16 protein-coding genes are annotated in these 19,742 nt (G+C 31.0%); 5 read left to right on the top strand and 11 right to left on the bottom strand.

What is annotated here, in order from left to right; all coding sequences use genetic code 11:
• Positions 1–79: 79 nt before the first annotated feature.
• The 3 genes from AC2DZ0_RS03970 (at position 80) to AC2DZ0_RS03960 (ending at position 4,021) form a co-directional block, all read left to right on the top strand.
• On the top strand, positions 80–1,309 hold the full coding sequence (locus AC2DZ0_RS03970; protein WP_484643835.1) for a metallophosphoesterase: 1,230 nt from the start codon (positions 80–82) through the stop codon (positions 1,307–1,309).
• Between the two features lie 3 nt (positions 1,310–1,312).
• Positions 1,313–1,828, top strand: a complete 516-nt coding sequence (locus AC2DZ0_RS03965; protein WP_484643833.1) for a hypothetical protein — start codon at positions 1,313–1,315, stop codon at positions 1,826–1,828.
• A gap of 81 nt (positions 1,829–1,909) precedes the next feature.
• Positions 1,910–4,021: a PDC sensor domain-containing protein gene (locus AC2DZ0_RS03960; RefSeq protein WP_484643832.1), complete on the top strand. Its 2,112-nt coding sequence runs from the start codon at positions 1,910–1,912 to the stop codon at positions 4,019–4,021.
• Between the two features lie 17 nt (positions 4,022–4,038).
• Here AC2DZ0_RS03960 and AC2DZ0_RS03955 read toward each other — a convergent pair whose 3' ends face one another.
• Positions 4,039–5,754: a response regulator gene (locus AC2DZ0_RS03955; RefSeq protein ID WP_484643830.1), complete on the bottom strand. Its 1,716-nt coding sequence runs from the start codon at positions 5,752–5,754 to the stop codon at positions 4,039–4,041.
• Positions 5,755–5,983: 229 nt separating this feature from the next.
• Between AC2DZ0_RS03955 and typA the strand changes: the two genes are divergently transcribed.
• Positions 5,984–7,753, top strand: a complete 1,770-nt coding sequence (typA, locus tag AC2DZ0_RS03950) for a translational GTPase TypA (RefSeq protein WP_484491719.1) — start codon at positions 5,984–5,986, stop codon at positions 7,751–7,753.
• Positions 7,754–7,877: 124 nt separating this feature from the next.
• Here typA and AC2DZ0_RS03945 read toward each other — a convergent pair whose 3' ends face one another.
• The 5 genes from AC2DZ0_RS03945 to AC2DZ0_RS03925 all read right to left on the bottom strand — a co-directional run bounded on the left by AC2DZ0_RS03945 (position 7,878) and on the right by AC2DZ0_RS03925 (position 12,066).
• Positions 7,878–8,384 carry a discoidin domain-containing protein gene (locus AC2DZ0_RS03945; protein ID WP_484643829.1) on the bottom strand — a complete coding sequence of 169 codons (507 nt, stop codon included), beginning with the start codon at positions 8,382–8,384 and terminating at the stop codon, positions 7,878–7,880.
• Positions 8,385–8,497: 113 nt separating this feature from the next.
• A complete protein-coding gene (locus tag AC2DZ0_RS03940) occupies positions 8,498–9,280 on the bottom strand; it encodes an esterase/lipase family protein (RefSeq protein WP_484643827.1) in 783 nt (260 codons plus the stop codon).
• 79 nt (positions 9,281–9,359) lie between these two features.
• The gene (locus AC2DZ0_RS03935) at positions 9,360–9,716 is read right to left on the bottom strand and encodes a DUF2200 domain-containing protein (RefSeq protein WP_484643826.1); all 357 of its coding nucleotides are present in this window, start codon (positions 9,714–9,716) and stop codon (positions 9,360–9,362) included.
• 243 nt (positions 9,717–9,959) lie between these two features.
• On the bottom strand, positions 9,960–10,538 hold the full coding sequence (locus tag AC2DZ0_RS03930; protein ID WP_484643824.1) for a hypothetical protein: 579 nt from the start codon (positions 10,536–10,538) through the stop codon (positions 9,960–9,962).
• A 322-nt stretch (positions 10,539–10,860) separates the two neighbouring features.
• Positions 10,861–12,066: a C45 family autoproteolytic acyltransferase/hydrolase gene (locus AC2DZ0_RS03925; protein WP_484643823.1), complete on the bottom strand. Its 1,206-nt coding sequence runs from the start codon at positions 12,064–12,066 to the stop codon at positions 10,861–10,863.
• A gap of 513 nt (positions 12,067–12,579) precedes the next feature.
• Between AC2DZ0_RS03925 and AC2DZ0_RS03920 the strand changes: the two genes are divergently transcribed.
• A complete protein-coding gene (locus AC2DZ0_RS03920) occupies positions 12,580–14,223 on the top strand; it encodes a T9SS type A sorting domain-containing protein (protein WP_484643821.1) in 1,644 nt (547 codons plus the stop codon).
• A 702-nt stretch (positions 14,224–14,925) separates the two neighbouring features.
• Here AC2DZ0_RS03920 and hchA read toward each other — a convergent pair.
• The 5 genes from hchA to AC2DZ0_RS03895 all read right to left on the bottom strand — a co-directional run bounded on the left by hchA (position 14,926) and on the right by AC2DZ0_RS03895 (position 19,053).
• On the bottom strand, positions 14,926–15,828 hold the full coding sequence (hchA, locus tag AC2DZ0_RS03915) for a glyoxalase III HchA (protein ID WP_484643819.1): 903 nt from the start codon (positions 15,826–15,828) through the stop codon (positions 14,926–14,928).
• Positions 15,829–15,900: 72 nt separating this feature from the next.
• Positions 15,901–16,476, bottom strand: a complete 576-nt coding sequence (locus AC2DZ0_RS03910; protein WP_484643817.1) for a Crp/Fnr family transcriptional regulator — start codon at positions 16,474–16,476, stop codon at positions 15,901–15,903.
• Positions 16,477–16,622: 146 nt separating this feature from the next.
• Positions 16,623–17,732, bottom strand: a complete 1,110-nt coding sequence (locus tag AC2DZ0_RS03905) for an acyltransferase family protein (protein ID WP_484643815.1) — start codon at positions 17,730–17,732, stop codon at positions 16,623–16,625.
• A 65-nt stretch (positions 17,733–17,797) separates the two neighbouring features.
• Entirely contained in the window at positions 17,798–18,646 is an 849-nt protein-coding gene (locus tag AC2DZ0_RS03900; RefSeq protein WP_484644824.1) for an IS3 family transposase, read from the bottom strand.
• Between the two features lie 14 nt (positions 18,647–18,660).
• Positions 18,661–19,053, bottom strand: a complete 393-nt coding sequence (locus tag AC2DZ0_RS03895; RefSeq protein ID WP_484643813.1) for a transposase — start codon at positions 19,051–19,053, stop codon at positions 18,661–18,663.
• Positions 19,054–19,742 lie beyond the last annotated feature (689 nt).

Genomic DNA, 19,742 nt, shown 5'->3' with positions numbered 1-19,742 from the left:
TTTTAATATTTATTTATGAAGTTCTTGGCAAGTTGCACTAGTTTTTAGTTTTTCTTTGTAGTTATAAATTGTTTGAATAATGACCCGTTTACTTATTTTTATTGCAGTACTTGTATTTTTAGATGCCTATTTGTTTATGGGGCTTCGATCAGTTTATGATAAAAGTAAAATCCAAGTATATGTATTAGTAGCGTATTTGGTGTTAGCACTGATTTCTTATATAGGAGTTTATGTGATGATTCAATATTTTCAAGAGCGAACTTTGAATGCTACTCTAGGAAGGAATTTATTGATAGGTACAAGTTTTGCATTTATCATTTTTAAAATCATATTTTTCGGGTTTTTGGTTATTGATGATGTTTTAAGAATTTTAAATTACATCTTTCAGGTATTTGCTAAGTTTTTGGGATATACACCAGAAGCCGATTTTGAAGAACGAAGAAAATTTTTAGTGAAATTAGGTTTGGGGGTCGCAAGTATCCCTTTTGCTTCAATGCTTTATGGTATAACTAAAGGGAAGTATAATTATAAGGTGAAAAACTTAAGTCTTAAATTCCCAAATCTTCCTAAATCTTTTGATGGATATAAGTTGGTTCAAATATCAGACATCCACTCTGGTAGTTTTGACAGTATTGCAGATGTTCAAAGAGGAATCGATTTAATAAATGCGCAGAACGCGGATGTTGTTATGTTTACTGGAGATTTAGTCAATGGTGATTCAAGAGAAATAATACCCTTTATCGATACTTTTAAAAATATTAAACCGCAGGTGTATTCCATTTTAGGGAATCATGATTATAGTGATTATAATCAGTGGTCATCAAAGGAAGCAAAACAAGAGAATGCAGATTTAATGGATGTATATCATAAAGAAATGAATTTTCATCTCTTAAAAAATGAAAACATACGTTTGACCAAAGGAAATCAAGAAATAGCCTTGGTTGGAGTAGAAAATTGGGGTAAAGGGTTCAAACAAAAAGGGGATCTAGACAAAGCTCTTGTCGGTGTTGATAAGGATGATTTTAAAATTTTATTATCACATGATCCGACTCATTGGGATTTAAAAACGGTACCTCATTCCGATCATATTGATTTGACTCTGGCTGGACATACGCATGGAATGCAATTTGGGGTTGATATTCCAGGATTTAAATGGAGTCCGGTTAAATATAGATATGCTAGGTGGTCTGGGCTGTATGAAGAGGCGAAACAGTACTTATATGTAAATAGAGGTTTTGGATTTTTAGGCTTTCCTGGTAGAGTAGGGATGTGGCCTGAAATTACAGTGATTGAGCTAAAAAAAGGATAGCGAATGGATTCAAAACTGAGTAAATGGCTCGAGGTATCAACGAAGTTATTAAAGGCAAGAATTGATGTTTCTAGTGAAAAATCTAATCATTTCATTGAGGAACTTAATTTAAGGAGAGAGGCGGTTAGTGATGCCATGGGTTTTACTTCCAATTTAAATATTTCAGATATTGAAGGTGTTTATCAAATTATAGGTGCAAATTCTGAAAATTCAGAGCAAGGATATTCTGGTATGCTAACATTAAGGTATGAGGATAATAAAATTTATGCGAATTGGTTGATTGAAGGTGAAGACGTTCAAACCGGATACGGTCTATTTATTAATAATATTTTATCCTTGAATTTTATGTATGAACAAGACGGTATAGAGTATTCAGGAATGGTTACTTATCAAATTCTATCAAATAATATACTTTACGGACAATGGGTTGAAGAAGCAAGTGATTCAATAGGTCTTGAACTCGGAAGAAAGTTATCAATAGATAATGTAGATCCTTTGCGTTATTTCGGTTTTAATTAGTTTCGGTCTTTTGATGGTGTGGACTATTGAATTTTTAGATTCAATAGTTTTTCCTAATTTAGCTAGTAAACCTTCTTATAAATGTTCTCGGTCTTAAAATCATCCAAAGTATATAAAATTCTAATTCTTATAACTACTGCTGTTTTTATTTACTCAGTTTTTGATTTTTATCATTACCAGCATAGTAAAAAAGATGCAGCTGAAGCGTTAGGAAAAGAGAAGAACAACGAAGTTCGTTTGGTGATAGATAAGCACATTCGAAAATTTGAAGAAATAACTCAGAACTTAGCGGATAAAGTTGCAAACTCGAATTATTCTGAAGAAGACCTTGTGAATTTAATCATAGAGGCGAGCAAAATATCTGATGTGGGTTTAGGGGTAACGGTGGCATATGAGCCATTTAAGTTTAAAGATGCTCCGTTATTTTCTCCGTATTATGATAAACGCTTGGGGAAAGTAATTGACATAGGAGATTTATATAATTATCAAGAAAAGGGAATTCCCTCTACAGAATGGTATACGAAAGTGGTTGCATCAAAACAAGCTGTTTGGAGTGCACCGTATTATGCAGAAGGAGCAAAGCAACTTGTAGCAGATTATGGAGTTCCAATACTTCATAAAAGTCCTTCAGGTGATTCAGAAACTTTAGGAGTAGTGTCTTATACTTTATCGCTTGAGAGCTTGTCTAAGTTTGTGAATAAGATTAGCTTAGGAGCCTCTGGATTTGGATACATAGCTACAAGAAACCTAGAATTGGTTACACATCCTAATTTGTCTTATTTGATTCATCCTGAGCTGGTTAAAAAAGCGGTGAATCAGGAACCAAATTTCAAACGTTTTAAGTCTGAGAAAGAGGGACATTTTAAAATATTTAGTAATTACACATTTCAGGAATCTGATATTTATTTTTCTACGCTAAAGAATGATTGGATTATTTCTGTTGTTTTTAACTCTGTTGATTTGGTCGGACCGACTAAAGAATTGGACAATAAAATAATAGGAATGGCATTTTGGTTTTCAGTATTGTTATTATTTATCTTAACCTTGATATGTAAGGTTTACAATACTAAAACAGAAAATCTATGGAGTTTTTCAATTGGATTATCTCTTCTTTTATTATTAAATATCGTTTTGATATGGTATGTGAATATTGAAATGAAGTCTACTCGAGAAGATATTAATCATGTAAAAATTACTAATAATACTGCGCTTCAAAATTTTATTTCAAAAAGAAATGAAGAATTAAGAAAGATTGGCTACCCAAGCTCTATAGAAATACCGACTGGAATTTTTATCAATAATGTTACTTTCAAAAATGCTTATGAGGTTTCTTTTAGTGGTAAGATATGGCAAAAATTTAATGATTCCATTAAGATTTTACATGATGAAAATTTCGTTTTCCCTCAAAAATCTTCAAACGGAATTTCCGTAAGAACTTCAGTTGTTTCAAAAACACATATAGAGGATTATTGGCTGTATAGGTATAACTATACAGCAACACTAAAATTTGATTTTGATTATACAAAATACCCGTTAGACTTTAGGTTGTTAAATTTAGAATTGATGTATCCGGATATTCATGATAACAGAATTTTAGTACCCGACCTGGATGGTTATCGTTTGTTAAACCCTGGAAATAGACCAGGAATTCAAACTGATATTTATATTCCAGAAGCAAACTTAACATCTAGCTATTTTAGTTTTTCAAATAGAGATTTTAATTCAAATTTAGGAAATACAGCTTATAGCGGGCCTACGCAAGCACCTGTTTTGGTGTACAATATGATGATAAAGCGAAAGATTATTAATCCTGTGATATCAAACATTCTACCGATATTCGTTATTGCTATTTTGATTTTTTTATTGTTGTTTACTGTTGCAAAACAAGATGGGGAATTGAAAGAAGGAAATGCCTTGTCTGTAATTCAAGCCTCTGGAGGGTTTTTCTTTGTTTTGTTATTGTCACATATACAATTAAGAAGGAGTTTATTAACCCCAGATTTGTCTTATTTAGAAACTTTTTATTTTGTAATGTATGGTGTGATTGCTTTTGTGTCAGCAGGGATTTTATTGTATGTAAAAACGGATAAATACAATTGGTTAGAATATAAAAATAATTTGATCGTAAAATTGGTATATTGGCCTGTGTTGCTTTTGGTAATTTATACGGTGTCTTTATGTATGTTTTATTAATCTCAGTTAAACTGTTGTTAGGAAGCCTCTTTATTTGTCTGTAGTTCGTTAATTGGACCATGAATTTGTTTATCTAGTTCTGCTAATAAATCTTCAGGTTCGAAAGGTTTATAGATAAAACCATTCATACCACTCTCTAAAATTTTATTTTTCACTTCCATAAAAACGGATGCAGATAGCGCAAGTATTGGAATACTAGTATTAAATTTTCTTATTTCGCGAGTTGCTGTATAGCCATCCATGATTGGCATTTGTATGTCCATCAAAACAATATCATATGTATTCTCTTTAACTTTGTCAACTGCAATTTGACCATTTAAAGCTATATCAATATCCATTTGTTCTTTTGCTAGTATTTGTTTTCCAACCATAATGTTAATTTGATTATCTTCCACAAGCAATACTTTTTTCCCTTTAAGTTTGGTTCTTTGCTTTAAAGTTACTGTGCTTTCCACGGTGTCTTGTGCTTTCTGTAGATTGATTTTGAAATAAAAATTACTTCCAAAACCTACTTTACTATCAATATGAATTTCTGTATCCATTGCTTTTATAATTTTTTTCACAATCGATAATCCAAGTCCAGTTCCTCCATATAACCTTGTTGTTGATTCTGTAGCTTGTGTAAAAGCATCAAAGATGACGGCTTGTTGCTCTTCAGTTAGTCCGATTCCTGTATCTATAATTTCAGTTGTTAGATCAATACTAGTATCCGTTTCATTGTCCATACGGATTTTAACAGTTACACTTCCATTATCCGTGAATTTTATAGCGTTTGAAATTAGGTTATTGATAACTTGGTTAAATCGAACAATATCAATTTGTACAGTAGGGATGTTTTCTTGAATATCAACATGCATAGAAATGTTTTTTCTAAGGCAGTTTGCTTCATAAATCTTTTTTAATTGCTTTATTGCTAAGGCAATATCCGTAGATACTGGGGTTAGTGTAATATTTGTGGATTCCATTTTACTAAAATCCAGTACGTTATTTAAAAGGTTTAGTAATATTTTTCCTGAGTAGTTTAGTGCTTCTATATTTTCAACTTGGTCAGGTTTTGGGTTGTTGTCATTTAAGATATGAGAAAGTCCAATAATTGCGTTTAACGGAGTTCTGATTTCGTGGCTCATCGTACTTAAAAACTGTGATTTAGCATTAGAGGCAATTATAGCATCTTCTTTTTTATTGTGTATTTTTGTATAATATCCAATATTTAAATTTGAAAAAACTACAAGTTGGTATCCAGTTAAAATAATGGTGGTTCCAATAGAGACTGGATAGACAATGTTTGCGGCTATAATAGGATCCATATGAGTGCTGGTGTATAAATTGAAATCGGTTAAGTACAAACTAAACCAAACGATACTAGCGGTACCAGAGAAAAAGTATACCAACAAGCGTTCTGTTCTATACGAAAATATCAAAAAGGGAAGTCCAAGTGCAAACATAAGTACAAATTCAACACTACCAGGTTTACCAATAAATGATGCTGTCATAGATACACTTATGATAAAATTGAACATATAGAGAATTCTTGCAGTCAAAAGCTTATTTGCTTTGGCGGCTATAGCAGAGATTAAAAATGTAATAGCAGCAATTAAAATATAGGTAGATAAATGACCAATTTCTAAATAATGAGCAATTCCAGCCCAGATAAAAGAGACTGTTGAGGTTAATAAACTCAGAATAAATACGAGTTTAATTCTCCTTGGGGAGAAGTCGGTTTTCTTTTTCATAGCAGCGAGTTTACCTTAAATATAATATAAAAAAATAATAAAATGAAGTTATTGATAAAATAAAACACCTTAAAATAGAGAAGGTTAACTATAATTCATGCAATGATAATTTAACTAATTTTTTGCCTAGATGTGTTTAGGGCATAAAAAGAGTGTAACAATAAAATAACCTTAATAACTGTTTTATATTCAATTATTAATAGTACTTTTGCAACCTTAAAAATCTCGTATGCAAATTAGAAATATCGCTATTATAGCCCATGTCGATCACGGTAAAACTACGTTGGTTGATAAAATAATCGACCAAGCAAAGGTATTGGACGAAAGAAAGGAAAGAACAGATCTTTTGTTAGATAACAATGACTTGGAACGTGAAAGAGGAATTACGATTCTTTCTAAAAACGTTTCTGTTAATTATAAAGGAACAAAAATTAATGTTATTGATACTCCTGGCCATGCCGATTTTGGTGGTGAGGTTGAGCGTGTATTGAAAATGGCAGATGGTGTTTTATTATTGGTAGATGCTTTTGAAGGACCAATGCCTCAGACACGTTTTGTATTAGGAAAAGCGTTAGAGTTAGGATTGACACCAATTGTGGTTGTTAATAAAGTTGATAAAGAAAACTGTACTCCTGATATTGTACATGAGAAAGTATTTGACTTGATGTTTGCTTTAGAAGCAACAGAAGAGCAGTTAGACTTTACAACGATCTACGGTTCTGCTAAGAACAACTGGATGAGTACTGATTGGAAAAATCAAACAGAAGATATTGTACCTTTATTAGATGCGGTATTAGATTCTATTCCAGAATCTCCATACAATGAAGGAACTCCTCAGATGCAAATTACCTCATTAGACTTTTCTTCATTTACAGGAAGAATTGCTATCGGACGTATTTTCCGTGGAGATTTAGAAGTTGCAAAAGATTACATGTTATGTAAAGCTGATGGAACAAAGAAAAAAGTAAGAATTAAAGAATTACACGTATTTGAAGGAATGGGGAAAGCCCAGGTAGATAAAGTACGTTGTGGTGATATTTGTGCAATTACGGGTATTGATGGTTTCGAGATTGGTGATACTATTGCTGATTTAGAAAACCCAGAAGAATTACCAAGAACAGAGATTGATCAACCTACGATGAGTATGTTGTTTACGATTAATAATTCTCCTTTCTTTGGTAAAGAAGGTAAATTTGTAACTTCTCGTCATTTACGTGATAGATTGTTTAAAGAATTAGAAAAGAATTTAGCTCTTAGAGTTGAAACTACAGATTCTGAAGACAAGTTTAACGTATTTGGTCGTGGTGTATTGCATTTATCGGTATTGATTGAAACAATGCGTCGTGAAGGTTATGAGTTACAAGTTGGACGTCCACAGGTTATTTTAAAAGAAATTGATGGTAAAAAATGTGAACCATACGAAACTTTATCTATTGATGTACCTGAAGATGTAGCTTCTAGAGCCGTAAACTTAGTTTCTTTGAGAAAAGGAGATCTAATGGTTATGGAGCCTAAAGGTGATTTACAACATTTAGAATTCACAATTCCATCTAGAGGATTGATTGGATTAAGAAATAAGATTTTAACAGCGACTGCTGGACAGGCAATTATCAATCATAGATTTAGTGAATACGGTCCTTACAAAGGAGAATTTACAGAAGAGGAAAAAGGAGCAATTGTTTCTGCCGCTGCTGGTAAAGCTACTGCTTATGCTTTAGACCGTTTGCAAGATAGAGGTAAATTCTTTATTGATATTAATGAAGAAATCTACATTGGTCAAGTTATTGGAGAAAACAGTAAAGCAGAAGATATGTCTGTAAACTTAATCAAAGGTAAACAATTGACAAATATGAGAAAATCTGGTACGGATGATGCAATGAAAATTGCTCCGAAAATTGATTTCTCATTGGAGGAATGTATGGAGTATATTAGAGTTGATGAATATCTTGAGGTAACTCCAGAGAGTTTAAGAATGCGAAAAATTACTTTTAAAGCTTAGTTTAAAAGTAGCTATAAATTAAAAAATCCGTTCCAAGTTTGGAACGGATTTTTTTTTATTGGTATCACTATAAATAATTTAAGCTTTCTAACATTGAAAATCAGAAAAGCTTTTTTAAGAATGATTACGATTTGTAAATTTCTATTTCTGTAATATTGGTCCAGTTAAAATAGACATTATGATTATTTCCATTCCCAGTGATTCTAAGATAGCGTACCTTTTTCTCATTTATTTCGAATTTTTCAAAATCCAAGGTTGTACCATTCGATTGGCCATTAAAAACACTTTTCCAATGCTCTCCATCTTTAGAAATAGCAATTTCAAAGAAGTAATTACGTTTATTTCCGCTGAAAAAAGCTAGATTTATAAAGGAGATGTTTGTTGGATTTCCAAGGTTGTATTGAATCCAAGGCTTAGTACCTTCTATTCTTTCTCCTCTCCAACTTGATTTAGAAGAGAGATCACCATCAATAGTAAAATTAGGAAAAAAATCGCCTACACCGTTTTCTTTGGTTTCCCAAATGTTGGCTTTGACATTGATTTGATCTGTGTTAATTTTTTTTTGTTTCTGTGCCGTAGCAATTGAAGATATAACCAGGAGAGCGATTACACTTAACGTTTTTGATTTCATTTGATTGGTTTTAGATATTGTTTAATTTTTCTTGATTTACGCAAATATCATACCGAATACTAGATAAATGAAAGGAATTTACCATTATAGAGTATATTATATTTATTGAAGATTTAGTTTGATAAATCGTTATAAATACGAGTAAGTATATTGGATAATTGAGACATAGTTGGATCTTGCTCTTGTAAGGTATGTGGGCCTACAATTGTAATAAGTTTCCAGTTTCTTGCCTTTGCTTTTTTGGGTGCACTTTTTGTTCTCATGAAGCCAAAAATTGACATGCCTTCTGTAGCCAATATAATTGTTCCGTTAGTTTTGACATCATTAATGATTTCCACTCTTTCTGTATATGATTTTAAAGGGTGCTTAGACATTGTGGGAATGGGATCTCTTAATGCATCGGCAGTGATTAACCAACCATCACCATTTTTATTAGCTGACTCTAAAGAAATTCGAGCAACTTCTGGACCAAAGACATCTAAAGTATTTTCTCCATGGTCTGCGGGAGCACAATCAACATACACTTGATGAATTACCTTGTTTCCAATTTTATCAACCACACCAGAAATCACAGGTCCACCATAGGAATGACCTACAAGGATAATATTCTCAAAATTATTCCATTCTATAAAATTTACAATATCATTTATATGGGGTGTTATTCCAGTTTCTTTTGATAATAAATGATTCCTTTCTCCCAAACCAGTTAGTGTAGGGTTATAAACTTTATAACCTTTTGAAATAAGATCATTCTTCAACATGTTCCATTGACCACCCCATTGAAAGGTTCCATGGACTAGAATAAATATTGGTTTGCTATTGTCTTTTGCACAACCTATAAACGAGGTTAGGCAAATTGATATCATAAAAATCAAAGTTAATTTATTTAGTTTCATGGTTGAGTTTTAAAAATTCATGAAAATGATGTGATTCTATTTTAAAGGTTATCAGGTTTTTAATGATATTGATGGCGGTTTAAATTGTTCTTAAAATCCTTTCTAATTTCCATCCTTTGGCTAATTCATCTACTAATTTATCTAAATACCTTACTTGTTGTGTTAAGGTGTTTTCTATTTCTTCCACTTTATAACCACAAATTTTTCCTGTAATGTGATGGGCCATTTTGTTAAGATTGGCATTTTGGAAAAAGGATTCAAATGTAACATTATTTTTGATTTGCTCCATTAACCCAAGATCATCATAACCCGTAAGCCATTGAATTACTGTATGTAACTCTTCTTTTGTTCTACCTTTTTTTTCAATTTTTGTTAGGTAATGTGGGTATATGGATGCAAATGTCATTTTTGCGATTTTTTCATCTTGGTTGGTCATAATTAAATAAAGGCTTTGATTTTTTTTGTTATTGTTAGATTGGTTTTTAAAACGTGATCATGATCCATGTTGTCGATATCAAATAAATATAAAATTCAGTTGATGGGGTTTGACCAAGAGGTATTCTGAGACTAATTCTTCGAGATCATAATTTTCATTCTGTTTATAGTTATGTAATTTAGAAAAAGAATTTTAAAATCCACTTGAATATGGGGATTACTTAAATATTTTGAGATGTTTCTATCAAATTATAAATTCGATAGATTCAGAAGTTCGTTGAAGCTTCGTTTCATCTTCCAAAACAATTTCTACTGTAAATACAATTTTGTTGGGCAAGTTATCAAAGTCTACTAACTCTAGCATAAAGAATTCTTGTAGCTGAATTTCTTGAAAAAAATCATCAATTTTTAATTGTTCATTGGTATAGGTTACAATTCTAAATAGATCTGAAATATTTTTCTTTTCATGCTGTAGTGTCTCTTGACCATAAATATTTATTCCTTTAATATTATTTGTAATAATTACATCAGTCAGGCATTCACATAATATTGCATACGTTTTATGGAAGGAAAATGCCTTCACAGGAAATGATAAAAATGAATAATCATGCTCATATGTTGTCATGTTTATTTGTATTCCGATAGCGTTTTTATAAACAGGATTTCTTATTACTGTTGAATTAAATCCGGAGGTATCTACAACCTCTAATTTGAATCCAAAATATTCTTTTTCTGTTGCTTTTTCATCTGGACAATCACAACAAGAGGATGCAGTTTGAAGAATATAAATTCCAATAATAATGTAAAGAGCTCTTTTTAACATCTTTTAGTTTTAAAATTAACTATTTATAAACTATAAAGATGTTACTAAAACTAAAATAAATTTGAAATTTTATGTTATTTCAATTATCTGAATCACAAAATTTAGATTGGAATGATATAAATACTTATCAAAACCAAGAGTTGTAAAATTGAAGATTGAAGCGTTTGATGAATTTCCTAATTCATTTTTATGACATAGAGTTTATAATAAGTAGGGGAGTCGTTCTATATTAATTGGATTCAACCTTTTTATTTGAATTATTATTAACTAATAAATCATCCATAGATTGACTATGGATGATTTTATTCTAGATAGTTTTATATTAAAATTCAAATTTCACATGTTCAAATATATTTGGTGAATCAGGAGTAGTATATAGGATTGGACTTCCTTCTTTCGGTATTTCAATGATCATACACATGATAGTTCTTCCTGTTGGACTGCCTGGGTATACTAATATTGGTTTTTTAGTTTTCATTTCACGAACACCATTAAAATTCATTGTATTTGCATTAGTATTTAGAATTTCAGTAGCTGAATTCAATCTTTGATGTGTGTATCCGTAACTTCCACCACCAGATGCTGCATCCATTTTCATGGTAATGGGTGCTTCTTTTAAAAGGGTGTGATTGGTATGAACTGCATAGTAGTCACCATAACCTGTTACAATCTCTGCTTTATTTTCCCATGTTTCTACAGATATCACTGTTTCTCGATCTCCGATCATATAATTCATTGCTGTTCCTGCAGTAATAGTTTGGAGATATTCATAAGCTTTTGAAGCTGTTTCTGTTTCTAGAATTTTTCTAACGTTAAATGATACAGGTATTCCATAGTCTGTTGTTGGTAGGTCTGCGATTGTATTTACACCTACGCTTACCCCTTTGTTATTGACACCATTTTGTCCAATTTGACCTGCAAATGTTTGTTGTAGAATTTCTAAATCAGAATTAGGGTATTTAATTTTTAATACAGTAACAGCGCCTTCATGATAAGTAGGTATATCGTTGTTATGTGTAATGTAATTTGGCAAGTTTTTTCTGCCATACACTGCAGTGGTTGTACAATGTCCGTCTTTTAAAGAAATTTTTCCAGTAGTCATTAAATAAAGAAATAGTTCATCAAAGCTTTGGTATACAAATAATTTATTGAAATTTACATTTGCTCCATCTGCTATTCCTTGCATTTCATCATATAATTTAGGAAGATGTTTTTTAACTGAATTTATATGACCTGTATTTTCAGCAAAATCATGAATTAGTTTTTCCGGATTTTTTTCATTGGTATTATCTGCTAACCATTTCTCAAACTGTACAATTGTTCTTGTTATTACATATTTCATTGCTGCACCATGTTGATATCCTCTCTCATAAGGTGTTTTAGCATCTAGTTCCAAATAAAACACACCACCTTTTACTTCTACCTTTGGTATTTTTATATTGCTAGTATCTGTTTGTTGAGCAAAAATTGTAAGGTTCATCCCGATTACTGTCAGGGCAATCATTAAGTTGTTTTTTAAGTTTTTCATAATATTCTAATTTATGTTTATATATGTCTCTATACTTCTAATAGCGCAATGACTTATAAAAAACCCTAATGGTTTTATGAAAAAAATGATAATTTTTTTCTTTTAGATTTAGAATGTTGTTTTAATGTTTATTGTGATTGACAAACAGGCTTTTTTGGGGTAGAGTAGCGGTTTAGTTTCGAAGGATTACTTGATGAGGCACTCAGCCTATACTTGTTTTGTGTTTTTATCTTGGCACTCAAAAAATAAATGAATAATAAAAATAAATTTTCCATTATGACGCTGTATATGGTTTTATTAAACTGTGAATTAATTTAATAGAGTATTAGAAATTCAATCCTTAATGGTTCATTTACTTTTAGTTTTGTCATTGGTAAGATTTCTTCTTAATGATATATTAATCGAATATTAATCAATAAAAATTTATTTGCATCAAATTAACAAATAGCGGTACAGAATATGGTTTTGTTTAGTCCGTATTTTTAACCAAAAAATCACTAAAAACACCCCCTTATGAAAAAAAACACTTTTTTATTATTTACAATGCTTGTAGGAGTACTTAATCACTCTTTCTCCCAAAAGTTACCTGTAATTGATTTATTTATTGTTGCAGGACAATCTAATGCTGTTGGACTAGCAGGTGATGGTAATTATTACCCTGATGATCTAGAGAACTTGGATAGCTCAATTAGATTGAATCAAACTCTTGTGCGAAAACGAAACCCAGATACTCCTTTCACCACAAATGGTTGGACAACCATGCAGATACAGGATGGTTACTGGAATACATCACTTGAAGATCCTTCTAAAATTATTGGTCATTTTGGTCTTGAAGTTACATTCAGTAGAAATTTAGTTTTGAACGGATACGACCCTGCTATTTTTAAGTTTGGAGAGGGGTCTAGTAGTATTTATGTGCAATGGGGTGCTCCCGGTGACGGAGGGAACTATGATGCGATGATAGAAAAATTAAAATTTGCTCGAAGAGAATTATTAGACCAAGGATACAGAGTTGCTTATAGAGGCTTTATATGGGTTCAAGGCGAGACAGATGCACAAGTAACCCCAGAAACTGGTAACAGGCCTGCAGTAGACAACCAACCCCACTTGTATTACCAAAGGCTTACTACATTAATAAATGACGTACGTGAATTTACTAACAAACCTGAACTACCGGTTATTTTAGGAGTGGATGAACAACATCCAAATATTCTAGAAAATCCAATTGTACATACAGCTCATCAGAAAATTGCTCAAGAAGACCCAAACATAAAGTTTACCTCAATGGTTGGTTTTTTAAAAGCTGACAAAACCCATCTTGCTCCGCAAGGTCTGATAGATCATGGTAATCTGGTATTTGATAATTTTCAATTATTAACTAATAAAACAAATACAGCGAGTTTAAATGAGGTAAACAATTCTCCTACTATCATCGAGGCTGAGGGTACGCGTACTTCTAGTGCTACTGTTAGTTGGGGGCAATCTTTTAAGCCTAATCATTTTGGTAAATTGTCTAGTTTTAGTTTCTATTCAGCTTCTACCGTGAACACTTCTTTTACTTTAACTGTCTACAATGGGCCTAATTGTGAAGGTGTTATTAACAATGAAGGTATTGTTGAAGATACTGCAATGTATAGTCAAACATTAGGTTCCGTGGTTGAAGGAGAAAACAAAGTAATTTTTGCCGAAGATCTTATTTTAGACAGAGAACACACATATTATATTTCTATTACTTCTGATTCTGGTGAAGAATGGAAAGTGCAATACAGTAACCAAAATCAAATATACGGTTGTTTAAGAGGATCTTTAAGCGCAAGGCCCTCATCTTGTGGTAGAGACTATTTAGATTTTGATATGGCTTTTAAAGTTGAAATCATTCCTGATGGTACTAATGAAGTTTTAGAATTAAATATGGAAAGTTCTAATGAAACTTCAGTATATCCAAATCCTTCTAACTCTTTCGTAACAATTAATTTAAATGGTCTTACAAATTCCTCTGTGAGAATTGTAAGTATGAATGGGGTTACAGTTTATAGCATGGATAATATAAATACAACATCCCATCAAGTTGATGTGAATGGTTTTGAATCAGGTCTGTATACAGTACATATTATTTCTCAACATACTCAAGAGTTACACAGCTTGATGATTCAATAATTTTAATCTTGGATTATAATAATAGAAAACAGTTCTTAGAAGGACTGTTTTTTTGTGAATTATGTTGTATCCAATCATTAACAATATCCTTTTGTCTAAAAACGGAATACAATTATAGCAAGGTCATTTTTTTGTAATAAAAATGAAGAAGTTCTTACTGAAGAAATCAATCAGCTAATTCAAATTTCATTAATTATGAAAAGCTCGAGTTCGAAATTTACTTTATTGTAGTTTTTTTGGGCAGGGTGTTTTTTTGTTTGTCTCCATAGTTTCACAAAAGTTTTTAAATTTTAGTCAACCTATTTCAGGATTTTACATTTTTTTGGCTTGCTTACAACGTTTTTGAGTAAGGGCAGTGTGGGAGGTTGTCAATCCGTAGATTGTCAGCCGAGCCACTTAGCTTATAATTATTTTGTGTTTTTATTCTTATCGACCTAAAAATTGATAAATAAGTTTAAGCGGACTTTATAATAAACTAAAACTTTAAGAAAACCATAAAAACCCAGATTAATTTTATATGGTGTTGTAAGTAGTTTCTTTTTTAACTGTTTCCGAATAGTTGAATATAATTATTTTCATCCACAAGTGTAATTTCTTCTTCTTTTTAACTTTAGATTATGTAATAATGTACAGTTTAATGCAAAAACGGTTTGAGCATTGACCCAAACCGCTTTTGCTCTTATGTGATATTGTAAGTAGTTTTTACTTCAATTCTTTCAATAGTGTATTGGCTGCAAGTTTACCAAGTTCATTAGATGCTAAAGGGCTTGCACCTGTAATTAGTTTTCTGTCAACACAAACTGTTTTATCAGATTCTGTATTAATAATAGTGGCACCTAATTTTTTCAATCTTTTGCTCACGCCCTTTTTCATGTGTCCTGGTAAATACCCAATCATTGGTGTTATTTCATCTACGTCGTCCGGGAATACAGCCATCTTGTATCCTTCGTAAAGAAATTTTTGATTATCAAGTGTGGTGGATAATAATGCACCTGGACCATGACAAAGTGTAATTGTAAATATATCACTTTGATATGCCCAATTTAGGACCTTTCCAACGTTTTTATCTTCAGGAATTCCAATCATTGCTCCATGTCCTCCAGGTATAAATACAGCAGCATAAGAACTGTCATTTACAAATGAATTCGTAATAAAATCAGCTAACTTTTTAGGTTGCTCAAAACTCGATTTGTACTGGTCAAAAATTGCTTTTACATTTGCGTCTTCTTCAGGAAAAGCCCACATTTCAAATACAACAGGTTTACCAGTAGGGGTAACTATTTCAAAATCAAACCCCGCATTTTTAAGATGTAACATTGGTACAAGTGCTTCTATTGGGTGATTTCCTGTAGAAAAAAATTTACCATTTTTCATTTCCAAGTTTTTTTGTTCAGTGAAAATCACTAAAATCTTCGATTTATCTCCTTGGTATTTTGCGTACTTTATATTCTCAAAATCTGTTTTTGAAACAGTACCTAAGGTTAGCGCCAAACTTGAAGGGCTATACGAACCATCCTCTTCAAGGGTAGGTTGAGCCATAAAATAGATAACAATAAATACAAGTGCAATAACACTTGCTAATCCTATTAGTGTATTTTTTATCATGATTTTGTTTTTTTAATTTAGAACAAAACTAGAGGATTGATTTGAAGAAAAAATAACCCTATGGTAAGAAAACTATTTTTTTGAGTTTTCTACTCTTATACGACTTAAGCTTTGTTGTGTAATTCCCAAATAAGATGCTATGTGATAATTAGGAGCGTATTGCTCAATATCGGGATATTGATTCAGAAATAATTCATATCGCTCTTGAGCGGTTAGTTGCAATTGGTTTAAAATCCTTTTATGCAAACTAACTACATGTCTCTCTAAGTTTTTCCTTTGAAAAGCTTCAAATTCAGGGAATTTCGAATATATTCCATCTAGTAGTTTAGCATTAAATCTGATTATCTTGGAATCAGCGATACATTCTATTGTTAATGTAGATAACTCATTATTATAGATTGCAATAAAATCACTAATCCACCAATTTTTTATAGCAAATTGTAGTGTGTGTTCTTTCCCGTTTTTGTCAATGCAGTACGCTCTTAAACAACCGTCCTTGACAAAATAAGTGTTCTTCACAACTTGTCCTTGACGAATCAGAACATCACCTTTAGAAACCGTCAATTCTTTTGCTATAGAAACTACATATTCTTCTGCCTTTGAGCTAAGGTCTATATGACTCTTTATTTTATTGATTAAGTTATTCAATTTTTGTTTTGATATTGATTACTTACTATAGTTAGTATATGAAAAGTAGGCTACTTTGGTGTGCCAATTTTTCAGTTAAACACAAATTTTGATACGAGTACAAACTCTTGATTTTACTACTGTTTTACCTGTTTTTTTATACATTGTTACGATGTTTTTGTTTTAACTATTTGATTAATACTGTTTTTTCGTTTTAGATTCAAAAAGTAACTTTCATAGTATTTATATGAAAAATGCGATACAACAATTGTTACAATTATTACGGATAAATTTATAATAATTATATCAAATGTATTTTGAAAACCAAATTTAGAAATTACTTTTAAATAAATTAATCCTACTAATTGCATAATTATGGCGTGATACATATAAATCCCATAGGATATTTTACCAAGATAATCCATCGTTTTGTTCTGAAGAATTTTAATTGGTTTTATAGCTAATATAGAAATTGCAAATCCAAATAATATGAAACTAAAAAGATTGTAAAAAAAAGGATTAAAATTATTTGTGAATATCCCTGTTGTAAAATACATGATAAATATTAATAGTACAGAGTGCCTTGATTTATTAATTAAATTTTGGAAGAAATTATGACTATGAATGATAGAGCATAACCCACCAAAAGAAAAGTAAAAGAATAGCATATTGTATTCTTTTAGAAAAGCTAAATCTTCTGAGAAATATATTAAAAAATAAATGGAGGTAAAGACACATAAGAATAATATTATTCTTTTTAATGGTAGTAATTGAAATAATGGGGCGATAAATAAATAGAATTGCTCTTCAATACCAATGGACCATAAAATTTCTAATATTCCTCCAGGCGAGTATGTACTAAATATGTTTGGAAAAAAAGTAACAGATAAAAATATTCCAGTTAAGAAATCATAATTATTTTCAAATTCAAAACCAAAGAAGGGTAAAATAAGTCGATAGTATAAAAATCCAAAAGTTAAAACTAAATAGTATAAAGGAAAAATACGTAATATTCGTCTTTTATAAAAGTTTTTTAAATTAATTGAATTTGTGTTTTTTTTCTCAACAAAAAGTTGCTTAATAATTAAAAAACCACTTAACGAAAAAAACATATATACAGCCTCTGTACCTTTATGAAAAATTGGAAAACCATTAAAATACGGAAACCCTCTATTTTGGCTAAATTCGGAAATATGAAATATAACTACTAATAAAGCTAAAAGGAAGCGAATTGGTGTTAGATTTGGAATGTGTTTTGATTCTTTTAAATTGGACATTTATTTTTGTTTATGTACAACAACGTTTTGTTTTGTCCTGAAATAGGTTGACCTTTTTTTATTGTTTATAAGGTTAATAATTCCAGTTTATTTTTGTTTTTTCGATACGATTTGTAGTCAATATTTAGATTTGGAAGTTCCTGTTTCGGTGCATGTAAATCAAGACTCCAATGTGGTCGAATATTGCTGTAAATATTAATAGCACTTTTTGTAATCTTCTGTGCTAATTTAGTGTTTTTAATTGTAAGTTTTAACCCGTATTCATATTTTAAAGTTCTATTAATTCTCGCAGCAATTGCATTTTCATAAGGGTCATATTTCTCAGTCATACTCATTGTTAATCCGTTTGATTCTGCAAATAGGGTATAGGTTGGATTGCAATATTGTATTCCTCTATCCGAATGATGAATTAATTTTTCACCTGGGTATTTACGATTTTTAAGAGCCATGGATAGTGCCTCCAAACAAAGTGATGTTTTCATATGTGAATCTAATTTATAGCCCATAATCTGCCTAGAATATGCATCAGTTACCAAAGCTAAATAACTATGTCCTTTTTGCGTTTTGATATAGGTAATATCTGTTACCCAAAGTTGTTCTGCTCTGGTTGGAACTTTATTTGTTATCAGGTTTTTATACTTGTAAAAGTGGTGGTTTGAATTTGTTGTGATATGGTAGTTTTTTGTTCTGGGTACCAGTAATCTATGGTTTTTCAGAAAGGTGTAGAATTTATCTCTACCTATTTTGATTCCTTGTTTTTTGATGTCTTGTTTTAATTCATGATATAGTTTTTTAGCCCCTAAACGTTGTCCAATCTTGTTACGACATTGCTTTACCAGTTGAATTAAAATAAGCTCGTTATTTTGCTTTATTTGATGAGATTTCAAGCGTTTGTAAAAAGCTTGTTTACTAATCCCAAAACATTTAATTAACCATTTTCTTTTAAACGGTCTATCTTCTTTTTCTGAATCTCGTCTGCTAATGTTTTGGGCAATGACTTTTTTGACATATCGACTCCTGAAATAAGTTCCATGTCTGCAATTATGTCTTGCTGAAAGTCTTTTACAAATTCCAATTCCTCTATTTTTTCTTTGAGTTTTTTAATTTCATCTTGTTTACTCATGCCTAATTTCTTTTGCTCTAAAGTACTATATTTTTTAATCCAGTACTGAATAGTTGGTCTAGAAACATCATATTTCTTAGCAGCATAATTGATAGAAATTCTACCATTATGGATTTGATCAATGATGAAAAGTTTGAGTTCGAAGCCTACTTTATTGTAGCTCTTTTTTCGGCAGGGTTGTTTTTTTGTTGTGTCCATAGTTTAACTAAAAGTGTTTAATTTTTAGTCAACCTATTTCAGGATTTTACAATTAGTTGCAGTGCCTACAACGTTTTTGCATAAGGACAGTGTGGGGTTTTAAAATCCGTGAATTTTCAACCTTGCACTCAGCTTAAACTATTTTATTTTTTAATTGAGTTTAAAAATAGGGAATAAGTTTAAGCGAACGTTTTTAAATAATAAATAATTTTCAATTTTTCTCTATTTCCCACATTGGCTTTATGCGGTGTTGTGTTTTGCGGACTCACAGTGAGTTTTCGTCTGAGTGGCAATTCGTTCGTACATTTTTTTCCGTGTAATTATTGCATCAGATTCATATTAAAAATATTTTTCTGTTCCGCATAAAATTTTAGGTCGCAAGTAAATTTTCAGAGTAGGAGAGTCGCGTTGTTTTGTGAAATAATTCAAAGTAAAAGTATTCAGAATTGAGTAAACATTCGGAGTATAACTTTTCACAGTTGAGTGATAATTCACAGTATTTTTCCAGATTTGAGTGGCGATTCATATTATGAATTCCCAAAGAAAATTGAATTTAGAACAAAAAATAATTTTCAACCAAAATTTTCCGAACTCGGAAGCGCATTATGAATTCCAAGAATATACTGTGAGTTAGAATTTCAGCTGAAATTCCACCGTGATACACAACGTTTTTGGCTATGATAAGTTGC

Source organism: Flavicella sp. IMCC45668 (assembly GCF_057219105.1).
The sequence above is the reverse complement of the archived record's forward strand: the minus strand, read 5'-3'. Positions and strand labels throughout refer to the sequence as shown.